16 protein-coding genes and 1 pseudogene are annotated in these 20,085 nt (G+C 58.4%); 9 read left to right on the top strand and 8 right to left on the bottom strand.

Annotation, left to right across the window (positions count from 1 at the left end; all coding sequences use genetic code 11):
- Positions 1 to 255: 255 nt before the first annotated feature.
- From GZH91_RS13300 to GZH91_RS13260, 9 genes are all read left to right on the top strand, one after another.
- Positions 256 to 3,189, top strand: coding sequence for a bifunctional diguanylate cyclase/phosphodiesterase (locus GZH91_RS13300; RefSeq protein ID WP_161984273.1), 2,934 nt, complete (start codon positions 256 to 258; stop codon positions 3,187 to 3,189).
- Positions 3,186 to 4,127, top strand: a complete 942-nt coding sequence (locus GZH91_RS13295; protein ID WP_223264591.1) for an ATP-binding response regulator — start codon at positions 3,186 to 3,188, stop codon at positions 4,125 to 4,127. The genes GZH91_RS13300 and GZH91_RS13295 overlap by 4 nt, the downstream gene beginning before the upstream one ends.
- A gap of 26 nt (positions 4,128 to 4,153) precedes the next feature.
- Complete coding sequence (locus GZH91_RS13290; protein ID WP_147074136.1) at positions 4,154 to 4,987, top strand: HDOD domain-containing protein; 834 nt, start codon at positions 4,154 to 4,156, stop codon at positions 4,985 to 4,987.
- 17 nt (positions 4,988 to 5,004) lie between these two features.
- Positions 5,005 to 6,402, top strand: a complete 1,398-nt coding sequence (locus GZH91_RS13285) for an ATP-binding protein (RefSeq protein WP_147074138.1) — start codon at positions 5,005 to 5,007, stop codon at positions 6,400 to 6,402.
- A 106-nt stretch (positions 6,403 to 6,508) separates the two neighbouring features.
- On the top strand, positions 6,509 to 7,852 hold the full coding sequence (locus GZH91_RS13280) for an HD domain-containing phosphohydrolase (RefSeq protein WP_147074140.1): 1,344 nt from the start codon (positions 6,509 to 6,511) through the stop codon (positions 7,850 to 7,852).
- 11 nt (positions 7,853 to 7,863) lie between these two features.
- Positions 7,864 to 8,421 (top strand): response regulator, encoded by a 558-nt coding sequence (locus GZH91_RS13275; RefSeq protein ID WP_147074141.1) that lies wholly within the window; start codon positions 7,864 to 7,866, stop codon positions 8,419 to 8,421.
- 34 nt (positions 8,422 to 8,455) lie between these two features.
- Positions 8,456 to 9,109: a GTP-binding protein gene (locus tag GZH91_RS13270; RefSeq protein ID WP_147074142.1), complete on the top strand. Its 654-nt coding sequence runs from the start codon at positions 8,456 to 8,458 to the stop codon at positions 9,107 to 9,109.
- A gap of 6 nt (positions 9,110 to 9,115) precedes the next feature.
- Positions 9,116 to 10,357, top strand: coding sequence for a sensor histidine kinase (locus tag GZH91_RS13265; protein ID WP_147074143.1), 1,242 nt, complete (start codon positions 9,116 to 9,118; stop codon positions 10,355 to 10,357).
- 5 nt (positions 10,358 to 10,362) lie between these two features.
- Complete coding sequence (locus GZH91_RS13260; RefSeq protein ID WP_147074145.1) at positions 10,363 to 12,597, top strand: ATPase, T2SS/T4P/T4SS family; 2,235 nt, start codon at positions 10,363 to 10,365, stop codon at positions 12,595 to 12,597.
- Positions 12,598 to 12,740: 143 nt separating this feature from the next.
- Here the strand turns inward: GZH91_RS13260 and GZH91_RS13255 are convergent, their stop codons facing one another.
- The 8 genes and pseudogenes from GZH91_RS13255 to GZH91_RS13220 all read right to left on the bottom strand — a co-directional run bounded on the left by GZH91_RS13255 (position 12,741) and on the right by GZH91_RS13220 (position 20,031).
- On the bottom strand, positions 12,741 to 13,277 hold the full coding sequence (locus GZH91_RS13255; RefSeq protein ID WP_147074147.1) for an N-acetyltransferase: 537 nt from the start codon (positions 13,275 to 13,277) through the stop codon (positions 12,741 to 12,743).
- Positions 13,278 to 13,358: 81 nt separating this feature from the next.
- Positions 13,359 to 13,466 (bottom strand): annotated as a pseudogene (locus GZH91_RS13250) (transposase); the annotation flags it as partial.
- A gap of 98 nt (positions 13,467 to 13,564) precedes the next feature.
- On the bottom strand, positions 13,565 to 14,131 hold the full coding sequence (gene folK / locus GZH91_RS13245) for a 2-amino-4-hydroxy-6-hydroxymethyldihydropteridine diphosphokinase (protein ID WP_147075121.1): 567 nt from the start codon (positions 14,129 to 14,131) through the stop codon (positions 13,565 to 13,567).
- The gene (locus tag GZH91_RS13240; protein WP_147075120.1) at positions 14,128 to 14,370 is read right to left on the bottom strand and encodes a formate dehydrogenase subunit delta; all 243 of its coding nucleotides are present in this window, start codon (positions 14,368 to 14,370) and stop codon (positions 14,128 to 14,130) included. The genes folK and GZH91_RS13240 overlap by 4 nt, the downstream gene beginning before the upstream one ends.
- A gap of 7 nt (positions 14,371 to 14,377) precedes the next feature.
- Entirely contained in the window at positions 14,378 to 15,199 is an 822-nt protein-coding gene (gene fdhD, locus GZH91_RS13235; RefSeq protein WP_147075119.1) for a formate dehydrogenase accessory sulfurtransferase FdhD, read from the bottom strand.
- A complete protein-coding gene (fdhF, locus tag GZH91_RS13230) occupies positions 15,186 to 18,035 on the bottom strand; it encodes a formate dehydrogenase subunit alpha (protein ID WP_147075118.1) in 2,850 nt (949 codons plus the stop codon). Before fdhF ends, fdhD begins: the two co-directional genes overlap by 14 nt.
- Positions 18,032 to 19,594 (bottom strand): formate dehydrogenase beta subunit, encoded by a 1,563-nt coding sequence (locus GZH91_RS13225; protein ID WP_147075117.1) that lies wholly within the window; start codon positions 19,592 to 19,594, stop codon positions 18,032 to 18,034. Before GZH91_RS13225 ends, fdhF begins: the two co-directional genes overlap by 4 nt.
- The gene (locus tag GZH91_RS13220) at positions 19,591 to 20,031 is read right to left on the bottom strand and encodes a formate dehydrogenase subunit gamma (RefSeq protein WP_147075123.1); all 441 of its coding nucleotides are present in this window, start codon (positions 20,029 to 20,031) and stop codon (positions 19,591 to 19,593) included. The genes GZH91_RS13225 and GZH91_RS13220 overlap by 4 nt, the downstream gene beginning before the upstream one ends.
- Positions 20,032 to 20,085 lie beyond the last annotated feature (54 nt).

Genomic DNA, 20,085 nt, shown 5'->3' with positions numbered 1-20,085 from the left:
CATTGCCCCGGGCCGGGGCAGAACGCCAAGACTGAACAAGAACACGCGAAACCTGGACAGCTGAGATGGAAGAAATCTTGCGCAAGCAAGCAAGCAAGCAAGCCTGACCCCGCGTGCCGTGGGTGGTCGCATGGACAACCCTGGAGTCGGATCATAAAGCACCTGGATGAAGCCGTCGCCGCGCGGCCGCGCAAGATCGGGTTTGTTTTGGCGACTGGCCTGGCTCTTGTCATCGCGGGCGGAATCGGCCTCGTTTTGTGGCAAAGCTACCGCGCCATCGAGACGCGGGCTGATGCCGAGACGGCGGTCGTGGCGCGCACCGTGGCCGCCCAGCTGTCCGAGCGCTTCGCCCGCTACGATTATCTGCTCTCCCACGCCCAAGCGGACTTGCAGCAGGACCTCGCACAAGGCAAGCCGCTCTCCACTGCGCGGTTACAGCGCGAGTTGACCCTTTGGCAAGGCAGCGATCCGGAAATCGTTGCCGTGCGGGTCGCCGACGCAAGCGGCAGACTCATCGATCAGACCAGACCGGTCTCCATCGCTGACCAGGCCCATTTCCGCCTGCACCGCGACACTCCCGATCCGGGCCGCCTGATCACCGGGCCTGTCGTGGGCCGTGTGGCGGGTGATTGGGTGATGCTCATGAGCCGGCGCCTGAACGGCCCGGACGGGCGCTTTGCCGGCGTCGTTTTCCTGCCCCTCAAAGTCGAACACTTCGAACAGCGCTTCGCCCGCTATGGCCTGATGCCGGGTGCGGCCGTTGCGCTGTATGACAAGAACCTCATCCTCATGGCGCGCATCCCCCCGCTGCCGCACAGGCTCGGCAAGCCCCTGCAAGGCTCCCCCTTGATAGACAGGGTGCATGCCGGACAGCGCACGGGCCGGTACCGGCATGTCACCGTACAGGACGGCATCGAACGCTTTTACAGCTACACCTGGATCGAGGGCACGCCGCTCTTCGTCCTGGTCGGATTACCGGTGGCGGCACTGATGCAAGGGTGGTGGCAACTCTTCTGGACGGTGATCGGCCTGGGGGCGGTGGTGCTCGCATTGTTCTGGGGCCTCGTGTGGATATTCTTTCATGCCGAGGCGCGCGCGCAACAGCGGGCCGAGGAGCTGAGCGCGGCCTACGCGCAAACCACCCGGCGTCTCAAATCCCTGCTTGCCGCAACACCGGATAATGTCTGGTTCAAGGATGCTCAGGGGCGTTACATCGAGGTCAACCCGGCCTATGCGCAACTTGCCGGGCTGACCGAGGCCGAGATGCTGGGCAAGACCGCCGACGAAGTATGGCCGGTGCCCATCGCGCAACAGATCCGGCGCAGCGATGAGGAAGCGCGCGCAAGCGGGCGGGGGGTGCAGGACGAACTGGCCTTCGCGACGGCGGCAGGCGCGCGGGTGTTTGAAAATATGCGCGCGCCGGTGTTCGGCAGTGACGGTGCGTTTCTAGGCATGGCGGGAATAGGCCGCGATATTACGCGGCGCAAGGCGAACGAGGAGGGGCTGCGCCTTGCCGCCGTGATGTTCGATCAAAGCGCCGAGGCCGTGATGATTACGGACGCAGAGCAACATATTCTCAGGGTAAACCATGCTTTTAACCGGACAACGGGTTATGCCTGCGAGGAAGTGATCGGACAGACGCCGCGCATCCTGCAATCCGGACGGCACGATACGGTTTTTTATCGCGCCATGTGGGAGAGCATTCGAGAAACCGGGCACTGGCAGGGGGAAATATGGGAGCGGCGCAAAAGCGGGGAAATTTATCCCCAATGGCTGTCCATCTCCGGCGTGCACGACGGGCAAGGGGAGGTCACTCACTACATCAGCATCTTTACCGATATTACCGAGCAGAAGGCGCAAGCAACGCGCCTCGAACAGCTGGCCTTTTACGATCCCCTGACCGGGTTGCCCAACCGGGCGCTGTCCGCCGATCGCCTGAAACAGGCGCTCGGCGCTGCCCATCGGCATGGGCAGCGGGTGGCGCTGCTGTTTCTGGACCTCAACCGCTTCAAGGAAATCAATGACACCCAGGGGCATACCATTGGGGACGCGGTGCTCATTGAAGTCGCCCGCCGCTTTCAGTCCGTCTTGCGGCAGGAAGAAACGCTGGCCCGGCTCGGCGGCGACGAGTTCGTCGTCATCGTCGAGGAGGCCGAGCAGTCGGCTGTCGCCGTCATTGCTGAACGTTTTGAACAGGCCCTTTCAGAGCCCATCGTGGTCAGTGGGTACACGTATGCGCTGGGGGTCAGCATCGGCATTGCGTTGTATCCCGAGGATGGTGCCACGTGTCAAGAGTTGCTCAAGCAGGCCGACATCGCCATGTACCGTGCCAAGGCATCAGGCGGCGGCTATCGCTTCTACCGGCCGGAGATGAGCGCGGGGCTGACCGAGCGCATGGCCCTGGCCCGGGATCTCCAGCACACCCTGCGCGGGGAAGGAGGTAATCTGGAACTCTACTACCAGCCGCAGGTGGACCTGCAAACCCGGGCGCTGGTCGGCGCCGAGGCCCTGTTGCGCTGGCACCACCCGGAACGGGGCATGGTCAGTCCGGGCGTGTTCATTCCGATCGCCGAGGAGCGCAGCATGATGATCGACCTGGGCGATTGGGTGCTGCGCGAGGCCTGCCGCCAGATGAAAGCCTGGCAGGCGGCGGGGTTGAATTTCCCGGGCCGGCTCGCCGTCAATATCGCCGCCCAGCAGATCGAGGACACCGGCTTTGCCAGCAAGATACGGGCCATCGTGCGTGAGGCAGGCGTCGCCCCCGCTGACCTTGAGCTGGAACTCACCGAAAGCGGCCTGATGCGGAACATGGAGCAGGCGCTCGACATGATGACTATCCTGAAAGCGGCGGGCTTTGCACTCTCGATCGACGATTTCGGCACCGGCTACTCGTCGCTTGCCTACCTCAAGCGTTTTCCCGCGGACAAGCTCAAGATCGACATGTCGTTTGTGCGCGACATGCTGAAAGATCGCCATGATCACGCCACCGTCGGCACCATCATCAGTATGGCGCGCAACTTCGGCCTCAAGACGGTTGCCGAAGGCGTGGAACAGGCGGCGCAGGCGGAAACGCTGCTGGCAATGGGCTGCAATGAGGCACAGGGCTATTATTTTGACCGCCCCGAAGCCGCGGAGGTCTTTGCGCAGAAATGGCTCGGGGCGGCCGCCTGTGGAAGCGTGCTGCGATGACGCCATTGACGGGGACGAAATTCACTGGAGCGATGAGACCGCACGGACCTGAAAAACCTTGTAATGAGTCTATATTTGTAAATCCAGGAGGTGAAATGGACAGAACGCTGCTGTTGGTCGATGACGAAGAAAACATTGTTTCCGCCCTGGTGCGGTTGCTGCGCCGGGACGGTTATCGCATCCTGAAAGCCAACAGCGGCAAGGAAGGACTGGAATTGCTGGCGCACAATAAAGTGGGCGTCATTGTTTCCGACCAGCGCATGCCGGAGATGACCGGGGCGGAGTTTTTGAGCAAAGTGAAAGCGCTTTATCCGGACACGGTGCGCATCATGCTGAGCGGCTATACCGAACTTGATTCGGTGTCGGATGCCATTAATCGCGGCGCCATCTACAAATTTCTCACCAAACCGTGGGAGGATGATCTGTTGCGGGCCAACGTGGAAGAGTCCTTCCGTCTTCACGAAATGAAAATGGAAAATATCCGGTTGACTCATCAGCTGACAGAGGCCAACGAAGCGCTGTCCCGGTTTAACCGGGAGCTTGAACAGCAGGTGGAGAAAAAAACCAGTGAAGTGGTACGCAACCTTAAAATCTTGCGTATTTCACAGGAGGTACTGGATTTTCTGCCGGTAGCCGTGGTGGGTATCGGTGACGATGGCGTGATTGCCATTGCCAATCAAATGGCGCACCAGTTGTTTGGAGGGGGCGGTGAACGGGCTTTGCTGGGCGAAGTGGCAAGTGAAGTCATGCCGGCCGCGTTGTTGACGGGCGTTTCAAGCAGTCAATGCCGTCAGAATGAAGGCAGAAAACCATGTCATCTCGAGGATGGGCGGGATGTCAATTACTGGTGTTATTCCATGGGCGTGTTTTCCCAATCGAAGGGTGTGGTGCTCGTTATTGACCATGATCCGCAGTCCAAGCAGTTGCTGGCATTCTGAATATTTGTTTCCGGGAGACAAGGAAAATGGCTGCTGTCACTGACGGGAAAGAAATACTTGCCAAGCTGCATCAACTCCCCGTCATACCGGTCGTGGTGCAGGAAGTAATCAGCAGCTTCAGCGATCCGGATCTGGACAGCACCGCCTTGGCACACAAGATCGCGCAGGATCAAGGCTTGACCGCAAAGGTTTTGCGGGTGGCGAACTCCGCGTTTTACGGTTTGCCGCGCCAGATCAGTTCCATGCAGGACGCGGTGCTGGTGATGGGATTCAATCATATCCGTTCGCTGGCATTGTCGGCAGGATTTGTGCATGCTTTTCCGGTCACCGGATCAAGCCGGTTTGACCGGCATGCTTACTGGAAGCACAGTTTCCGGGTAGCGGCCTACGCCAGGGCGCTGGCAAAGTGTTTAAGGCATGACCAGGAGATGGCCTTTATGGCTGGCATGTTTCACGATATCGGCCAGTTGGTGCTGGATACCTGCATGCAGGAACAGTTTGCGAGCGTTCTGGAACAGCAGAAGGAATCCGGCCAGAGCCTGATCGAGATCGAACAAATGTTGTTTGGATTCGACCATGCCCTGATCGGCGCCGAAGTGGCCAGACGCTGGAATTTTCCCCGGGCAATAGAACATGCCATCCGTCATTGGCGCATTCCTGAGCATGAACCGTTCGAGCCGGTTACCGGCATGGTGCATGTGGCGGTATTGCTCGCAGGCGGATTAAGCGGCGAGGCGTTGATGGGCAATTTTCCGGCTACTTTGCGCGAGCGTCTCCAGATGACATGGGAGCGCATCGAAGCCTGCCTGCCGCAGCCGGACCAGCTGGATGCCGGGACCAATCTTATGCTGTCGGCTTAGAATAGAAAGGAGAATGCATGTCCTTCGACCGGATGACCAAACTATCCTGGATTTACGACCTGTATCGCCTTGGGCAGGACGTGGTGCTGGCGGAAAACGCTTCCGCCATTTACCAGCGTATCCTGCTGCATATCGTGGACGGATTCGAAGCGAAAAACGGTTCGCTGGCATTGTGTGATGAAGACGGGGGTAGCCTGACCATCGTTGCCGGCATTGACTTGCCAGCCGGGGTGGTCGGCAGTCCGGTGAAAATGGGCGAGGGCATATTGGGATGGGTGGCGCAGGAAGGCAAGGCGCTGTTGCTGAACGGCGACGTTTCCAATGACCCGCGTTTCCTGCGACACAAACAGGGGCGCGGAGCTGTGGCGACCAATATCGCCATTTGCTGGCCGCTCAAGATTGAAGACCGTATTATCGGCGCGATCAGCGTGAACCGGCTGGACGGCACGCCGCTCTTTACCGAATTGGATCTGGAGCAGGGCACGATTTTGCTGAATATGGTCAGCCTGGCCTTGGGCAATATTCAATTGCACCTCGATCGGCAACGGCGCTTTGAAGAACTGCGGCAGGTGAATCAAAAACTGGAAGAAGCCCATAGCCAGCTGCTGCAATCGGAAAAAATGGCTTCCATCGGTCAACTGGCGGCGGGAGTGGCGCACGAGATCAATAACCCCATCGGCTATGTCTATTCCAATCTGGGGGCATTGGAACGTTATCTGGGAGAGGTGTTCGTGGTGCTGGATGCCTACGAAAAAGCGGAAGGGGCAATCCCCGGCAATGCGCCGGCGCTGGCCGATCTGCACGCCATCAAGAGCAAGGTGGACCTGCCTTTTCTAAAGGCGGATTTGCAGTCATTAATGAGCGAATCCAAGGAAGGGATTACACGGGTCAAAAGAATCGTTCAGGATTTAAAGGATTTTTCCCATGCGGATGTGGGGGATGAATGGCAGTGGGCGGATTTGCAAAAAGGGCTGGACAGTACACTCAATATCGTCTGGAACGAAATCAAGTACAAGGCCGAGGTTGTCAAGGAATACGCAGAATTGCCGGATATCGAATGCCTGCCGTCCCAGATGAATCAGGTATTCATGAATCTGCTGATAAACGCGGCCCATGCCATCGAGGAGCGGGGCATGATCACCCTCCGTACCGGGAATGGGACCGAAGAGGTATGGGTGGAAATAGCGGATACCGGCAAGGGCATTGCGCCGGAAAATCTGAAGCGGATATTTGATCCATTCTTCACCACCAAGCCAGTCGGCAAAGGAACGGGGCTGGGATTGTCGCTGGCATACGGCATTATCGAGAAACATCATGGCCGGATCGAGGTGCAAAGCGAAGTGGGCAAAGGCACGGCGTTCAGGATATGCCTGCCGGTACGACAGGCGCAGGCGGAAGCCGCCGCGAATGGATGAGCGCGTTCCTTGTTCGCGGGTGGGAGAAGGGCCGTATGAGAAGGATGCCGTCCTGCTGAATCAGGCGTGTTGGCGAGATAAACCGAGATAGGATCCAGAAAGATATATGACCGAAACCGCAGCATCGCCGGGGGCGGGTGGGGAAACCGCCCAGCCGGCAACTTTGTTATTCGTGGATGACGAGGCCAATATCCTGGCCGCGCTGAACAGGCTGTTTCGCCCCTTCGGCTACCGGATACTCACCGCGGAAAGCGGCGCCCAGGGGCTGGAAATCATGGCCCGGGAAGCTGTGGATCTGGTGATTTCCGATATGCGCATGCCGGAAATGAACGGTGCGCAATTCCTCGAAAAAGTGCGCGAGCGCTGGCCGGAGACCATTCGCATTCTGCTGACTGGATATGCCGATATCGCCTCGACGGTGGATGCCATCAACAAGGGGCAAATATTTCGTTATTTCTCGAAGCCATGGGAAGACCGCGACATTGTTGTAGATGTCAAACATGCTTTGGAACACAAACAGCTCGAACTTGATAAAAGGCGGCTTGAGCGGCTTACCCAAAAACAGAACGAAGAACTGAAACAGCTTAACGTCAGCCTCGAAGCAAAGGTCAGGGGACGCACCGAAGAATTGCGGCGAACCATGGGGTTCCTGGAAGAGGCGCACGAGCGTTTGAAAAAGGGCTTCCTGACTTCGATTCGTGTGTTTTCAAGTCTGATCGAAATGCGTGAAGGACCGCAGGCAGGCCACGCCCAGCGCGTGGCAGAACATGCGCGGGCGCTGGCACAACGAATGAACCTGGCGGAGAGCGATGTTCAGGATGTGGTGTTTGCCGCATTGCTGCATGACATCGGCAAGATCGGCTGGTCCGACAGTTTAATGCGAAAACCATTTTCCGCGTTGACGTCCGAAGAGCGAACGGAAGTCGTTAAGCACCCGATCAAAGGCCAGACCATCCTGATGGCGTTGGAGCAGTTACAAGGGGCTGCCAAACTGATCCGTCATCACCATGAACGTTTCGACGGAAAAGGTTATCCGGATGGTCTTGGCGGTCTTGACATCCCAATGGGGGCACGTATTTTGGCAGTGGTTAACGACTACGACGCCTTTCAGAATGGTAGTCTGGTGAGCAAACCGATGCACGCAAAAAAAGCGATGCAGTATATCCTTGAAACACGAGGGTCAAGATACGACCCCCTGGTGGTCGATGCATTTGCCGAGTTGCTTGGAGAAACCGAGTACGGAAGGGCAAACAGGCAGGAACGCGTGATGGATCAACCCATGCAGTCCGCACAGTTGAAGCCTGGTATGGTCATGGCACGCGATTTAGCGACGCAGGAAGGCATGCTTTTACTGTCCAGGGGAAATATCTTGTCAGCGGGAATGATCGCGCAATTGATCAATTACGAAGAGTCGGAAAAAAAGGCGCTCACCATTTATGTGTGCCCTTGAGGAGTGATGTTATGTACCGCTTGATGCTCGTAGATGACGAAGAAAATATATTGAACGCATTGCGTCGTGTTCTCGGTACGCTGCTGTTTGCGGGTCCGGACGGGGAAAAGTCCGAAGTTGTCATCGAAACTTTCCGCGTGCCTGAGAAAGCGCTTGAGCGCGCATCTCATACCGCCTTCGATTTGGTTGTGTCGGATTATCGTATGCCGACAATGAATGGCGTGGCGTTCTTGAAGGCATTAAAACAATATCAGCCGAATATTGCCCGACTGATTTTAAGCGGATATGCGGACCTGGATGGTCTTATCGGTGCGATCAATGAAGCCGGAATTTCACGCTTTATAGCCAAGCCCTGGAATGACTATGAGTTGACAGCGGCGATTACCCAACAGCTGGCTTATCGGGCGGTGCTCCTTGAAAATGAGCGTCTGGCGGACCTGACGCGCGTACAGCAAGGTAAAATAAGCCAGCAGGAAATGGCCCTGAAGCAACTGGAACTGGAACATCCAGGTATAACCAAGGTCAACTGGGGACCCGATGGCTCGGTGATACTGTTTGATGATCATTAATGATTTTTAAAGGGATAAGCAAGCGCTTCGCTTAATGGCCGATTACAACGAAGAATCCAACCGCCTGACGATCAAGATCGTCTATTACGGACCGGCGCTCAGTGGCAAAACGACCAATATCATGCGTTTGCATGACTTGATTGCGCCGCAGCTTAAAGGCGAGATCATGACGCTGGAAACGCAGAACGATCGAACCCTGTTTTTCGATTTGCTGCCACTTGCGTTTACCGCCAGCACCGGCCTGCTGATCAAATTCAAGCTGTTTACTGTACCCGGCCAGGTGGCGCATGACGGCACACGCAAAGCTGTGCTGTCGCGAGCGGACGGTGTTGTGTTTGTAGCGGACTCGCAGCGATCACAGAGTGTCAACAATGGCGAATCGTTCGACAATTTGGCTGAAAACGTGCATCGCGTCGGGCTTGATCTGGATCGCTTGCCGTTAGTTGTCCAGTTCAACAAGCGTGACCAAACAAACATCCTGTCCGAGGCGGAAATTTCGCAGCGATGGAGCGCCGCTTCCTGGCCCATCGTATTTGCCAGCGCGTTGCACGGCGACGGCGTGGTCGACACCTTTAGCCAATTGCTGGCGCAGGTTCATCGCAACCTGGACACGGAGTTCCAGCTGGTGAGCAAGCACGGTATAGAACAGCGCAGCTTTGTCGAGTCTGCCTGCGCTACCATTGGATGAACCGCTATGGAACTGACACCCAGGCAATTCGACCGCGAGCTGACACTGAAAGAATTACTCGCGGGTCTGCCCGCGGGTAAGCTGCAACAGATTCTTGAGGCGATGTTCGGCTGCGGATTCCGGCTCACCACTGCCGGTGGCCAGGTGGTGGCGGGCAGCGCTGAACCCGGCACTGCAACGACCCATTCCCCGATCCGTTATGAGCTGGAATCGATCGGAAATCTGGAGACGGCTAGCGCCGATCCAGAAAAAATCAAAGCTGCTGTTTTGTTAATCGAGTTGTTGTTGCACAGCGCCGCGCGCTATTACATGGCATCTGCACTGCACATAGAGGCGATCGACGCCGATTACGAAGCTTTGCAAAAAAAGCACGCGGCGCTGGTGATTTCAGAAACCCGTTACCGCGAACTGGCTGCCTCGCTGGAACTGCGCGTGCAGCAGCAGGTTGCAGTCATCGAAACTGCACAGCGGCAACTATATCAGACAGAAAAAATGGTTTCAGTCGGCCAGCTTGCGGCCGGTGTCGCACACGAAATCAACAATCCTGTGGGCTTCATAAAAAGCAACTTGAACACCGCTAAAAAATATGTGCAACAGTTCGCGCAACTCGCAGTATTGGTAAACAGCTCGCCTGACTCAGCGATTGCCAAAGGCTGGCGACAGGCTGATCTCGATTTCGTCATTCAGGATTTTTCCGATCTGCTCGGCGAAAGCATCGCCGGGACGGAACGCGTTGCGCGCATCGTGGCCGATCTGAAGGATTTTTCGAATATCGACCACACTGAAATTCAGGTCGTCAACATCAACGATAACATCCGCTCGGTATGCAATATGGCGACACATGAACTCAGCAAAACCGCCGATTTGCTGTTTGATCTGGGCGAGCTGCCTAAGCAGAAATGTCACCCGGGCCGCATCAACCAGGCGCTGCTGAATGTCCTGCTTAACGCAGCACAAGCCATGCCGGAACGCGGCCAGATCAAGATACGCAGCGAATATCGCGACGGCTTGACGTCGGTGCAAATTAGCGACAACGGGCACGGCATGGCTGAAAGCACGCTGGCGCGTGTTTTCGACCCATTCTTTACCACGCGCGAGGTAGGCAAGGGCACGGGTCTGGGGCTCACCGTTGCCCGCGATATCGTGACCGCCCATGACGGCGACATATTGATACAAAGCGAGCCGGGAAAAGGCACGACCGTCACAATACATCTACCCGTTGGCTGGCAATGTCTTATCAGGGAATGAAAGCCATGTCACGTTTCTCCTCACTGTTCACCGGTACCACCAGCGAAGAAAGCGCATCGCCAGCTGCGCCACCGCGCAAGCCATATCGGATATTGCTGGTCGACGACGACGAAAACGTGCTGAAGGCGTTGCAACGCGTGTTCCGCCAGGAAAATTATCAGGTTGTACTGGCCACTAGTGCGCAACAAGGGCTGGACATGCTGCGTTCAGACCCGGCACAGCTGATCATTTCTGATTACTTGATGCCTGGCGTAACCGGTGCGGTGCTGCTCAAGCAAGTCAAAGCACTCTACCCTGAAACCATCCGCATTATGTTGACGGGTCACGCCGATACAACTGCTGTCATGGCGGCGATCAAAGAAGGCGCAGTCTACAAATTCATTCTCAAGCCGTGGAACGACGATGATTTGCGCGTCACGGTAGCCCTCGCTCTGGAACAGTACGAGCTCCTGCAGAAAAACAAACAACTGCAAAACGAGAACATCAGCAAAGCCAAGGAAGTGGCTGCATTATCCAGGCTCGCTGTGAGCAATCGTAGCCAGCTGGCAATCATTCTCAACAAACGCAATTTGCTTAGCAGCCAGCAAGTACAGGAGCTGCATCGGTTGCAGCAGCAACGCAAAGAACCCATAGTCAAGTTGTTGCTGGAGCGTGATTGGATTAGCGAAAAAACCATACACGACATCCTGCGCAAAGAGTTGCTGATGGAAGAAGTGGCTTTGACGGAGTTTCAGGTCGATCCGGTCGTTGCTGCATTGATCCCACGCATTTTTTGTGAGCGCCAGCTGGTGGTTCCGCTTAAATTGGAAGGTAAGCGCCTGATGTTGGCAATGGCCGATCCGCTCGATATGGGATTGATCGATGATATGCGTTTTGTTTCCGGGTTCAATATAGAGCCGGTTATCGCTCCGATAGCGGCAATACGAATAAAAATCGCGGCCATCTACGGTGAGAACCAGGAGGTAAGCTTCCAGGACCTGGAAACCCTGTTCGACAACCCCGATCCCTATGAGGGCATTGAAGTCGTTATCGACGACGACGAAAACCTCAGTCTCGAAGAACTGTTGCTCGGTACCGAAGAACCGCCAGCTATTCGCCTGGTCAACTCGATCATCCTGGAAGCGATTCGCCTCGGCGCCAGCGATATTCATATCCAGCCGCGGCTGAAAAACGTGGTTGTCCGTTACCGCATCGATGGCGTTCTGATCGATAAGATTCACATTCCCCAAGCCTTCCATCTCTCTCTGATATCGCGGCTGAAAGTGATGTCGGAACTCGATATCAGTGAACGGCGGCGGCCGCAGGATGGCCGGATTACCGTAAAAACACCGACCCGTATGGTCGACCTGAGGATTTCTACGCTCCCGACGGTCAATGGCGAAAAAATCGTGATGCGCATACTCGATCGCAATTCAGCGATTGTGGGCCTTGAGGGACTCAATTTCTCCGCACCTGACCTGGAGAGTGTTACGCGTTTTATGGAAAAACCGCAGGGCATCATCCTGACAACCGGGCCAACCGGCAGCGGTAAAACCACCACGCTTTATTCGCTGTTACAACATAGTGCCACGCCCGAGCGCAACTATGTCACGATCGAGGATCCGGTTGAATATTACATGGACACCGCCGGGCAAGTGCTCATCAAGGAAAAAATCGGGCTCACTTTCCCGGTTGTGCTGCGCGCGATTTTGCGCCAGGACCCGGATGTCATATTGCTAGGCGAAATCCGCGACCTGGAGACGGCGGAAGTTGCTTTTCACGCCGCCTTGACCGGTCATCTGGTATTTTCAACCTTGCATACCAACTCGGCAATTGCGACCATCTCGCGGCTGCTCGACCTGGGACTCAAACCTTATTTGATCGCAACCGGGCTGGAAGGCGTCATTGCACAGCGCCTGGTCAGAAAAATTTGCGATCACTGCCGCGTACCGGTTACACCTGATACGGGATTGGCGGCCAAGCTCGGCCCGGTTTTTTTGAATAACATACCGCAGGCATACAAAGGGAAAGGCTGCCTGCACTGCAACAACAGCGGATATCGGGGACGCATCGCCATTTACGAAGTTCTGGTTCCGAACGACGAAATGCGCCACTTGATATCCACCGGCGGCAGCATACTGGAGATTACCAAAATGACCTGTGCACTCGGTGCCACCACCTTGCTGCAAGACGGGCGTGACAAGGTGCAACAAGGACTGACCACAATGGAAGAAATATTGCGTGTGCTTGGCCCGCAATAACGGAAAACCCGTTCTGGGGAAATGCGAATTACCGGGCAGGAGAGGCGGCCATTCCATTAGCCCGCGTCCCAGGCGGACACTGGGGAGCAGATATCTGCACACAGCGGCATCAGGGTTCGTTCCGACGTCCAGCTCAGGGGGGCTTATGACGCATCTACTGAAGCGCCGGATTCGGTTGCAGTGCGGCTAGCAAACAAGATAAGTTGATGATTTCCCTGGCTTGAAGTATAAGGCTGGCCGACGGAAAACAGGCCATGAGCCTTGAGTACGCGGTGCATGGCCCTGTTGTCTGTGCGTGATGCAGCAAATATGCCTTGGCCACTTATGGTGGAAAGGCTGGCATTCACGAGCTTGTGCGAGAACCCCGCACCACGTGATGACGGGAGCACAAACACCCAGCCGAGCTCGAATGGAAATGCCGTGTCCTGCCTGGATGCATGCGCTTTCTGGAATACACGATTTCTATAATCTGGGGCCGGCTTCATCACTGCGGCTATACCCTTGAGGCAACCGTCTTGCGATAAGAATACAAGGAACTCAGCTTTTCGCACTCTTTCATCAAGCCCAGCTGTCATTACTTCGCCACCTGCGAGTACAAAAGCGACAAAGCCTTGGATCTCTTCAGCAGTACACTCACTGGGTTTCTTGATGGTGACTTCTGGGCAGTTCGTTGCTTGCATGGATTCATTCCCTGGGTTTCTTCAGGTAGTCCCGTATTTCATGTATCAATGTCAATTTCACTCTTGGCAGTTGCACCACAAGCCCATCCTCTTGGTGACTTTACGCCGGCTCATGTTCACTGATTCGATGGCATTGGTCGTGTAGATGGCCTTCCTGAGCTCTGGCGGATAGTCGAAGAACGGGACGAAATTCGCGGAGGGAAGCCTGGCAGGCAGGAACCCACCGGGTGCGGAACCGCATGTCTGGAGTGGGACGGCGTAGGTGGCCCCGCCCCGTGCCCGATCCGTTACATTATTGTTTCTTTGCGGGAGATTGGCACCATGCCTTGGCCGAGTGCGCATAGTATCTGGAAGCCTTTGTCGAATTCCTCTCCATCGACACGCCAGATATCGTCCTGATCGGCAAGTGCTGCAAGCATCGAGGCGGCGGGGCCACGAAGCGGTATGACGCTATTGGGTGCGATCTCCAATAAGGGAACGAGAACGAAGGGGCGCATGTGCATGCGTGGGTGAGGCAAGGTGAGGGTGGCATCATCAAGGATCAGGTCATCGTAAAGCAGAAGATCCAGGTCTAGCGTACGCGGACCATTGCGAATGCTACGTACGCGCCCATGGCGAGTTTCCATGGCCAGCAATTCCATTAAGAGCGCATGGGGAGGGTATGTGGTTTCAAGCAGGGCGACGGCATTGATGAAATCGGGCTGGAAATCATAGCCTACCGGCGCCGTGCGATACAGGGAAGAGGCCCGTAGCAGGCGGCATCCGGGCAGGCGATCCAGTTCAGCAAATACAGCGCGGATCAGATTGGCAGGATGGTCCAGATTGCCGCCTAGTGCAATGAATGCCTGGCTCATGCGGGCTCCTTGTCAACCAGTAGCTGTTTGCGGTGGAGTTTCAAGGCCTCCCTGACGAAAGGGCTTAGATCGGTCTTGCCTGGTGTATCCAGGTGGGCGATGAGTGCTTTGCGCATGCGCGGTTCCCAGAAATGGGTTAGATGGTTGGCCACACCGGCCATTCCGATGGTGCGATCCGGATCGGTTTCAAAAAAATTACCGATCTGGTTCGCCATGTGTATCAGTCTCGCGATGTTCATAGCGGGTTCATTCCGTGATGCGCTCGGGATGCGCGTAGAGGATGTGGCGGTCAGAACGCACGAATCCGGCCAGGGTTAGCCCCGTTTCCCGGGCCAGGCGTATGGCGTAGCCGGTTGGCGCGGAAACTGCTGCGAGTAGGGGGATACCGACACTGGCGGCCTTCTGCACCATTTCGAAACTGGCCCGGCTGGTTACCAGCGCAAAGCCTTGTCGCGGATCTGCGTCCATGTGGATCATTGCGCCGATGAGTTTGTCCAGGGCGTTGTGGCGTCCTACGTCCTCGCGTACCGCCAGCAGGTTGCCCGCCCGGTCCGCCCAGGCTGCGGCATGAACCCCGCCAGTGCTGGCACGCAGAGGCTGGTTGAGCTGGAGTTGACGCAGTGCGTTGTGCATGGACGCGGCGGGCATGGGTTGCCCGGCGGCCAAAGGCGCCAGTGGGCGAGCCACCTGATCCAGGCTTTCTATCCCGCACAGGCCGCAGCCGGTACGTCCTGACAGCGTCCTGCGCCGCGCCTTGAGGCCGACAAAACGCTCCTCTGAGACGCGCATTTGTACGACCACGCCATGCTCGCTGACTTCCAGCTCCAGGTCGTAGAGTTCAGAAGGCTGGGTCAGGATGCCTTCGCTCAGGCTGAAACCCAGGCCGAAGTCTTCCAGATCCGCGGGGCTGGTCAGCATGACGGCATGAGAGATGCCGTTGTAAGACAGGGCCACCGGCACTTCTTCCGGCACGGTATCGATGCGTTCACTGCCGGATTCCCGCACCACGACTTCCAGCATGGCTGCAGGCAGGGTCAAAGCTGGCTCGGGAAGGTCACACGGGCGCATGGGCGGACACCGGCCGCAGCAGGGCCAACTGCTCTTCGCTGAAACGGGCGTATTCCTTCTGCCACGTTGAGGGTTGCTCCACCCGTGAGACTTGTATCGCGGTCACCTTGTACTCGGGGCAGTTAGTGGCCCAGTCGGAGTTCTCGGTGGTCACCACGTTGGCCCCGGAACCGGGCCAGTGGAAGGTGGTGTAGACCACGCCGGGCTGCATGCGCTCGCTGATTTTCGCTCTCAGCACGGTTTCGCCGGCGCGGCTTTGCACGCCTACCCAGTCGCCATCCCGGATGCCCCGGTCCTCAGCATCTGCCGGGTGCAGTTCCAGGATGTCCTCCGGATGCCACACGGTGTTGGCGGTACGCCGGGTCTGGGCACCCACGTTGTACTGGGAAAGGATGCGCCCCGTGGTAAGCAGCAGGGGGAAGCGGCGATTGACGCGCTCTTCAGAGGCCACGTACTCGGTGAGTATGAAGCGCCCCTTGCCGCGCACGAATTCCTCCACGTGCATGGTGGGCGTGCCCTCGGGATGTGCTTCGTTGCAGGGCCACTGGATGCTGCCCAGGCGGTCCAGCCTGGCGTAGCTCACGCCGTGGAAGGTGGGCGTCAGCCGGGCGATCTCGTCCATGATTTCGGACGGATGCGCATAGTGCATGGGGTAGCCCAGAGCGTTGGCCAGCATCTGGGTCACCTCCCAGTCAGCGTAAGTGGCCAGAGGACGCATCACTTTCCTGATCCGGGAGATGCGCCGCTCGGCGTTGGTGAAAGTGCCGTCCTTCTCCAGGAAGCTGGCGCCGGGAAGGAATACGTGGGCGAACTTGGCCGTCTCGTTCAGGAATAAATCCTGCACCACCAGGCATTCCAGCGCTTCCATGGCGGCAGTGACGTGCTGGGTGTCGGGGTCGGACTGGGCGATGTCCTCGCCCTGCACGTACAGGCCCTTGAAGCTGCCGGCAATGGCGGCGTCGAACATGTTTGGGATTCGCAAGCCCGGTTCGTTGCTGAGCGGTACCCCCCAGGCCGACTCGAACAGCTTGCGGGTGAGGTCGTCGGAGACGTGGCGGTAGCCCGGCAACTCGTGGGGGAAGGAGCCCATGTCACACGAGCCTTGCACGTTGTTCTGGCCGCGCAACGGGTTCACACCCACGCCGGGCCGGCCGATGTTGCCGGTGGCCATGGCCAGGTTGGCGATGCCCATGACCATGGTGGAGCCCTGGCTGTGCTCGGTGACCCCCAGGCCGTAATAGATGGCGCCGTTGCGAGCGGTGGCGTAGAGCCGCGCGGCGGCGCGCATCTCCTTGGCCGGCACGCCGGTGACAGCCTCGGTGGCCTCGGGAGCATGGCGCGGATCGGCGATGAAAGTCTTCCATTTGGCAAAGGCTTCCGCTTCGCAGCGCCCGGCCACGAAGGCCTCGTCCACTAATCCCTCGCTGACAATGACGTGGGCCAGCGCATTGACCAGGGCCACGTTGGTGCCGGGCAGCAGTTTCAGGTGATGGGCGGCGCGCACGTGCGGGGTGTCCACCAAGTCGATGGCGCGGGGGTCAGCGACGATCAGTTTGGCACCCTGACGCAGGCGCTGTTTCATGCGCGAGGCGAACACCGGATGTCCGTCGGTGGGATTGGCACCGATCAACAGGATTACGTCAGCCTCCATCACCGAATCGAAATCCTGGGTACCCGCGGACTCGCCCAAGGTCTGCTTGAGACCGTAACCAGTGGGTGAATGACAGACCCGGGCGCAGGTATCCACGTTATTCGTGCCGAAAGCAGTGCGGGTCAGTTTCTGCACCAGGTAGGTTTCCTCGTTGGTACAGCGAGAGGACGTGATTGAACCGATCGATTCCGCGCCGTATTGGGTTTGCAAACGCTTGAATTCGGACGCGGTGTAGGCAATGGCCTCCTCCCAGCTTACCTCGCGCCACGGGCCGCGAATGGATTTGCGGATCATCGGTGTGGTGATGCGATCCGCGTGGGTGGCGTAGCCCCAGGCGAAGCGGCCCTTGACGCAGGCGTGACCGTGATTGGCGCCGCCCGCGGTATCCGGCTCCATGCGGATCACCTTCTCGCCCTGCAGCTCGGCCTTCAGTGAACAGCCCACGCCGCAGTAAGCGCAGGTGGTCGTGACACTGCGCTGGGGCTGGCCCAACGCGATGACGGACTTGTCCATCAGCGCCGCCGTCGGGCAGGCCGCGACACACGCACCGCAGGAGACGCACTCGGAAGACAGAAAATCGTCCCCCCCGGCCGCCGCGATGCGGCTGTCGAAACCGCGTTCCGTGGTGGTCAGCGCGAAGGTGCCCTGGATTTCGTCACAGGCCCGCACACAGCGGGAGCAAACGATACACTTGGACGGGTCATAGGCGAAATAGGGGTTGGAGTTGTCCGCGCTTTCGGAGAGGTGGTTGTGGCCGTCGGCGTAGCGTACTTCTCTCAAGCCCACCCGGCCTGCCATGTCCTGCAGTTCGCAGTCGCCGTTGGCAGAGCAGGTCAGGCAGTCCAGCGGGTGGTCGGAGATATACAGTTCCATCACACCCCGGCGCAGGCGGAACAGGGCGTCACTTTCCGTGGTGACCTCCATCCCCTCATCTACCAGCGTCGTGCAGGAGGCGGGGTATCCGCGCCGGTCCTTTACCTCCACCACGCACAGGCGGCAGGAGCCAAAAGCCTCCAGCTGTTCCGTGGCGCAGAGTTTGGGGATATCGATGCCGGCCTCGGCGGCTGCGTGCATGACCGAAGTGCCGGCCGCTACGGTGACGGGGATGCCATCAATGCGCAAGGTGACTTGCTGGGGGGATGTGCGGGCAGGGGTGCCCCGGTCGTTGTGGGAATGCAGGCTCATGTAGCGGTCTCCTCTCGTTTCGGCGCCAGGCCGAAGTCTTCCGGATAGTGATCGAGGGCGGACAGTACCGGATAGGGGGTCATGCCGCCCATGGCGCAAAGCGATCCTTCCAGCATGGTTTGACAAAGATCGCGCAGCAAAGTGTCGTCGTTGACAGCTTGGGGACGGCTCGCGATCATGCCGTCGAGCAGTTCTACCCCGCGCACGGAGCCGATTCGGCAAGGCGTGCATTTGCCGCAGGATTCGATGGCGCAGAACTCCATGGCGTAGCGGGCCATTTTCGCCATGTCCACGCTGTCGTCGAAGGCCACGATGCCACCGTGGCCCACTGAGGCACCCACGGCGGCGAAGGCCTCGTAGTCCAGGGGCAAGTCGAAACGGGATGCGGGCAGATAGGCGCCCAGTGGGCCGCCCACCTGCACCGCGCGCAGTGGCCGGCCGCTGGCTGAGCCGCCCCCGTAGTCGTACAGCAGTTCATTCAGAGTGATGCCGAACGGCACTTCCACCAGGCCGGTGTGCTTGAGATTGCCGGCCAACTGGAACGGCAGCGTGCCGCGGGAGCGGCCCCATCCGTAGTCCTTGTAGGCCTCACCGCCATGCGCCAGGATCCAGGGCGCGCTGGCCAGGGTGATGACGTTGTTCACCACCGTGGGGCGTCCGAACAGGCCCTTCAGTGCGGGCAGCGGCGGCTTGGCGCGTACCAGACCGCGTTTGCCCTCGATGCTCTCCAATAGCGAGGTCTCCTCGCCGCACACGTAAGCGCCGGCACCCTTGAACAGATGCAGCTCGAAACGGCGGCCGGAACCCATCACGTCATCGCCCAGCAGGCCTTCCCGGCAGGCGCTGATGATGGCGTTGTCCAATACATCCCAGGCGTCTGGATATTCCGAGCGCAAATAAATGTAGCCGGTGTCCGCGCCCACTGCCAGGCCAGCGATGATCATGCCCTCAATCAGGCAATAAGGATCGCCCTCCATCAGCATGCGGTCGGAGAAGGTGCCGGAGTCGCCCTCGTCGGCATTGCAGACAATGTATTTCTGAGTGGCGTCAGTATTCATGACCGTGCGCCATTTGATGCCAGTGGGGAAGCCCGCACCGCCGCGTCCGCGCAGTCCCGCTGTGTCTATCGCGCCGACGATGTCCTCGGCCTTCATGCCCAGAGCACGCTCCAGTCCGATGAGACCGCCGTGGGCACGATAATCATCCAGGGACAGGGGATCGGTTATGCCGATGCGGGCGAAGGTGAGCCTGGCCTGGTTCTGCAGATAAGGAATGTCTTCGGTTGGACCAAGATACAGCGCATGGGCCCCCCCCTGCAACCAACCGCATTCGAACAGGCCGGGCACGTCCTTGAGATCAACCGGACCATATCCGATACGTTGTCCGGCCACTTCCACTTCCACCAGCGGTTCCAGCCAGTAGAGACCGCGCGAACCATTGCGCACGATGTCCACGAGTATGCCTCGGTGCTGGGCTGCGGCGACGATTGCCCGAGCAACAGCCTCTGCGCCCACTGAAACGGCACCGGAGTCGCGAGGAATGAAAATGCGGGGGGTCATGCGGGCTGCTCCTCCGTCAGCAGGGCATCCAGGCGTTCTGCGGTGACCCGTCCATACAGCTTGCCGTCCAGCATGATCGCCGGTGAGCAGGCGCAGTTACCCAGGCAGTAGGCCGCTTCCAACGTGACCGCACCATCCGCCGTGGTGGCACCGAAGTCCACGCCCAGCTGCCTGCAGATGTGGGCAGCCAGGCGCTCGGAGCCCATGGCCTGGCAGGATTCCGCCCGGCACACCTGGAGCCGCCGACGGCCGGGCGGGGTGCGGCGGAAGTCGTGGTAGAAGCCGATCACGCCTATCACCTCGGCGCGAGAGACATTGTGTGCTTGGGCCAGTTGCGCTATGGCATGGTCAGGGAGGTACCCCAATTGGTCCTGCAGCCGGTGGAGCGCTGGCATCAGGCCCGCCTGGTCGGTGCTGCGCGCGGATTCTTCGGTCATGGGAAAGCTATTCAGTAAAGGATTTTATGATTTTAAGCAATTCTCATGCCGATT

The sequence above is a fragment of the Sulfuriferula plumbiphila genome (assembly GCF_009938015.1).
Lineage (GTDB): Bacteria > Pseudomonadota > Gammaproteobacteria > Burkholderiales > Sulfuriferulaceae > Sulfuriferula > Sulfuriferula plumbiphila.
This window is presented reverse-complemented; position numbering and strand designations above follow the sequence as displayed.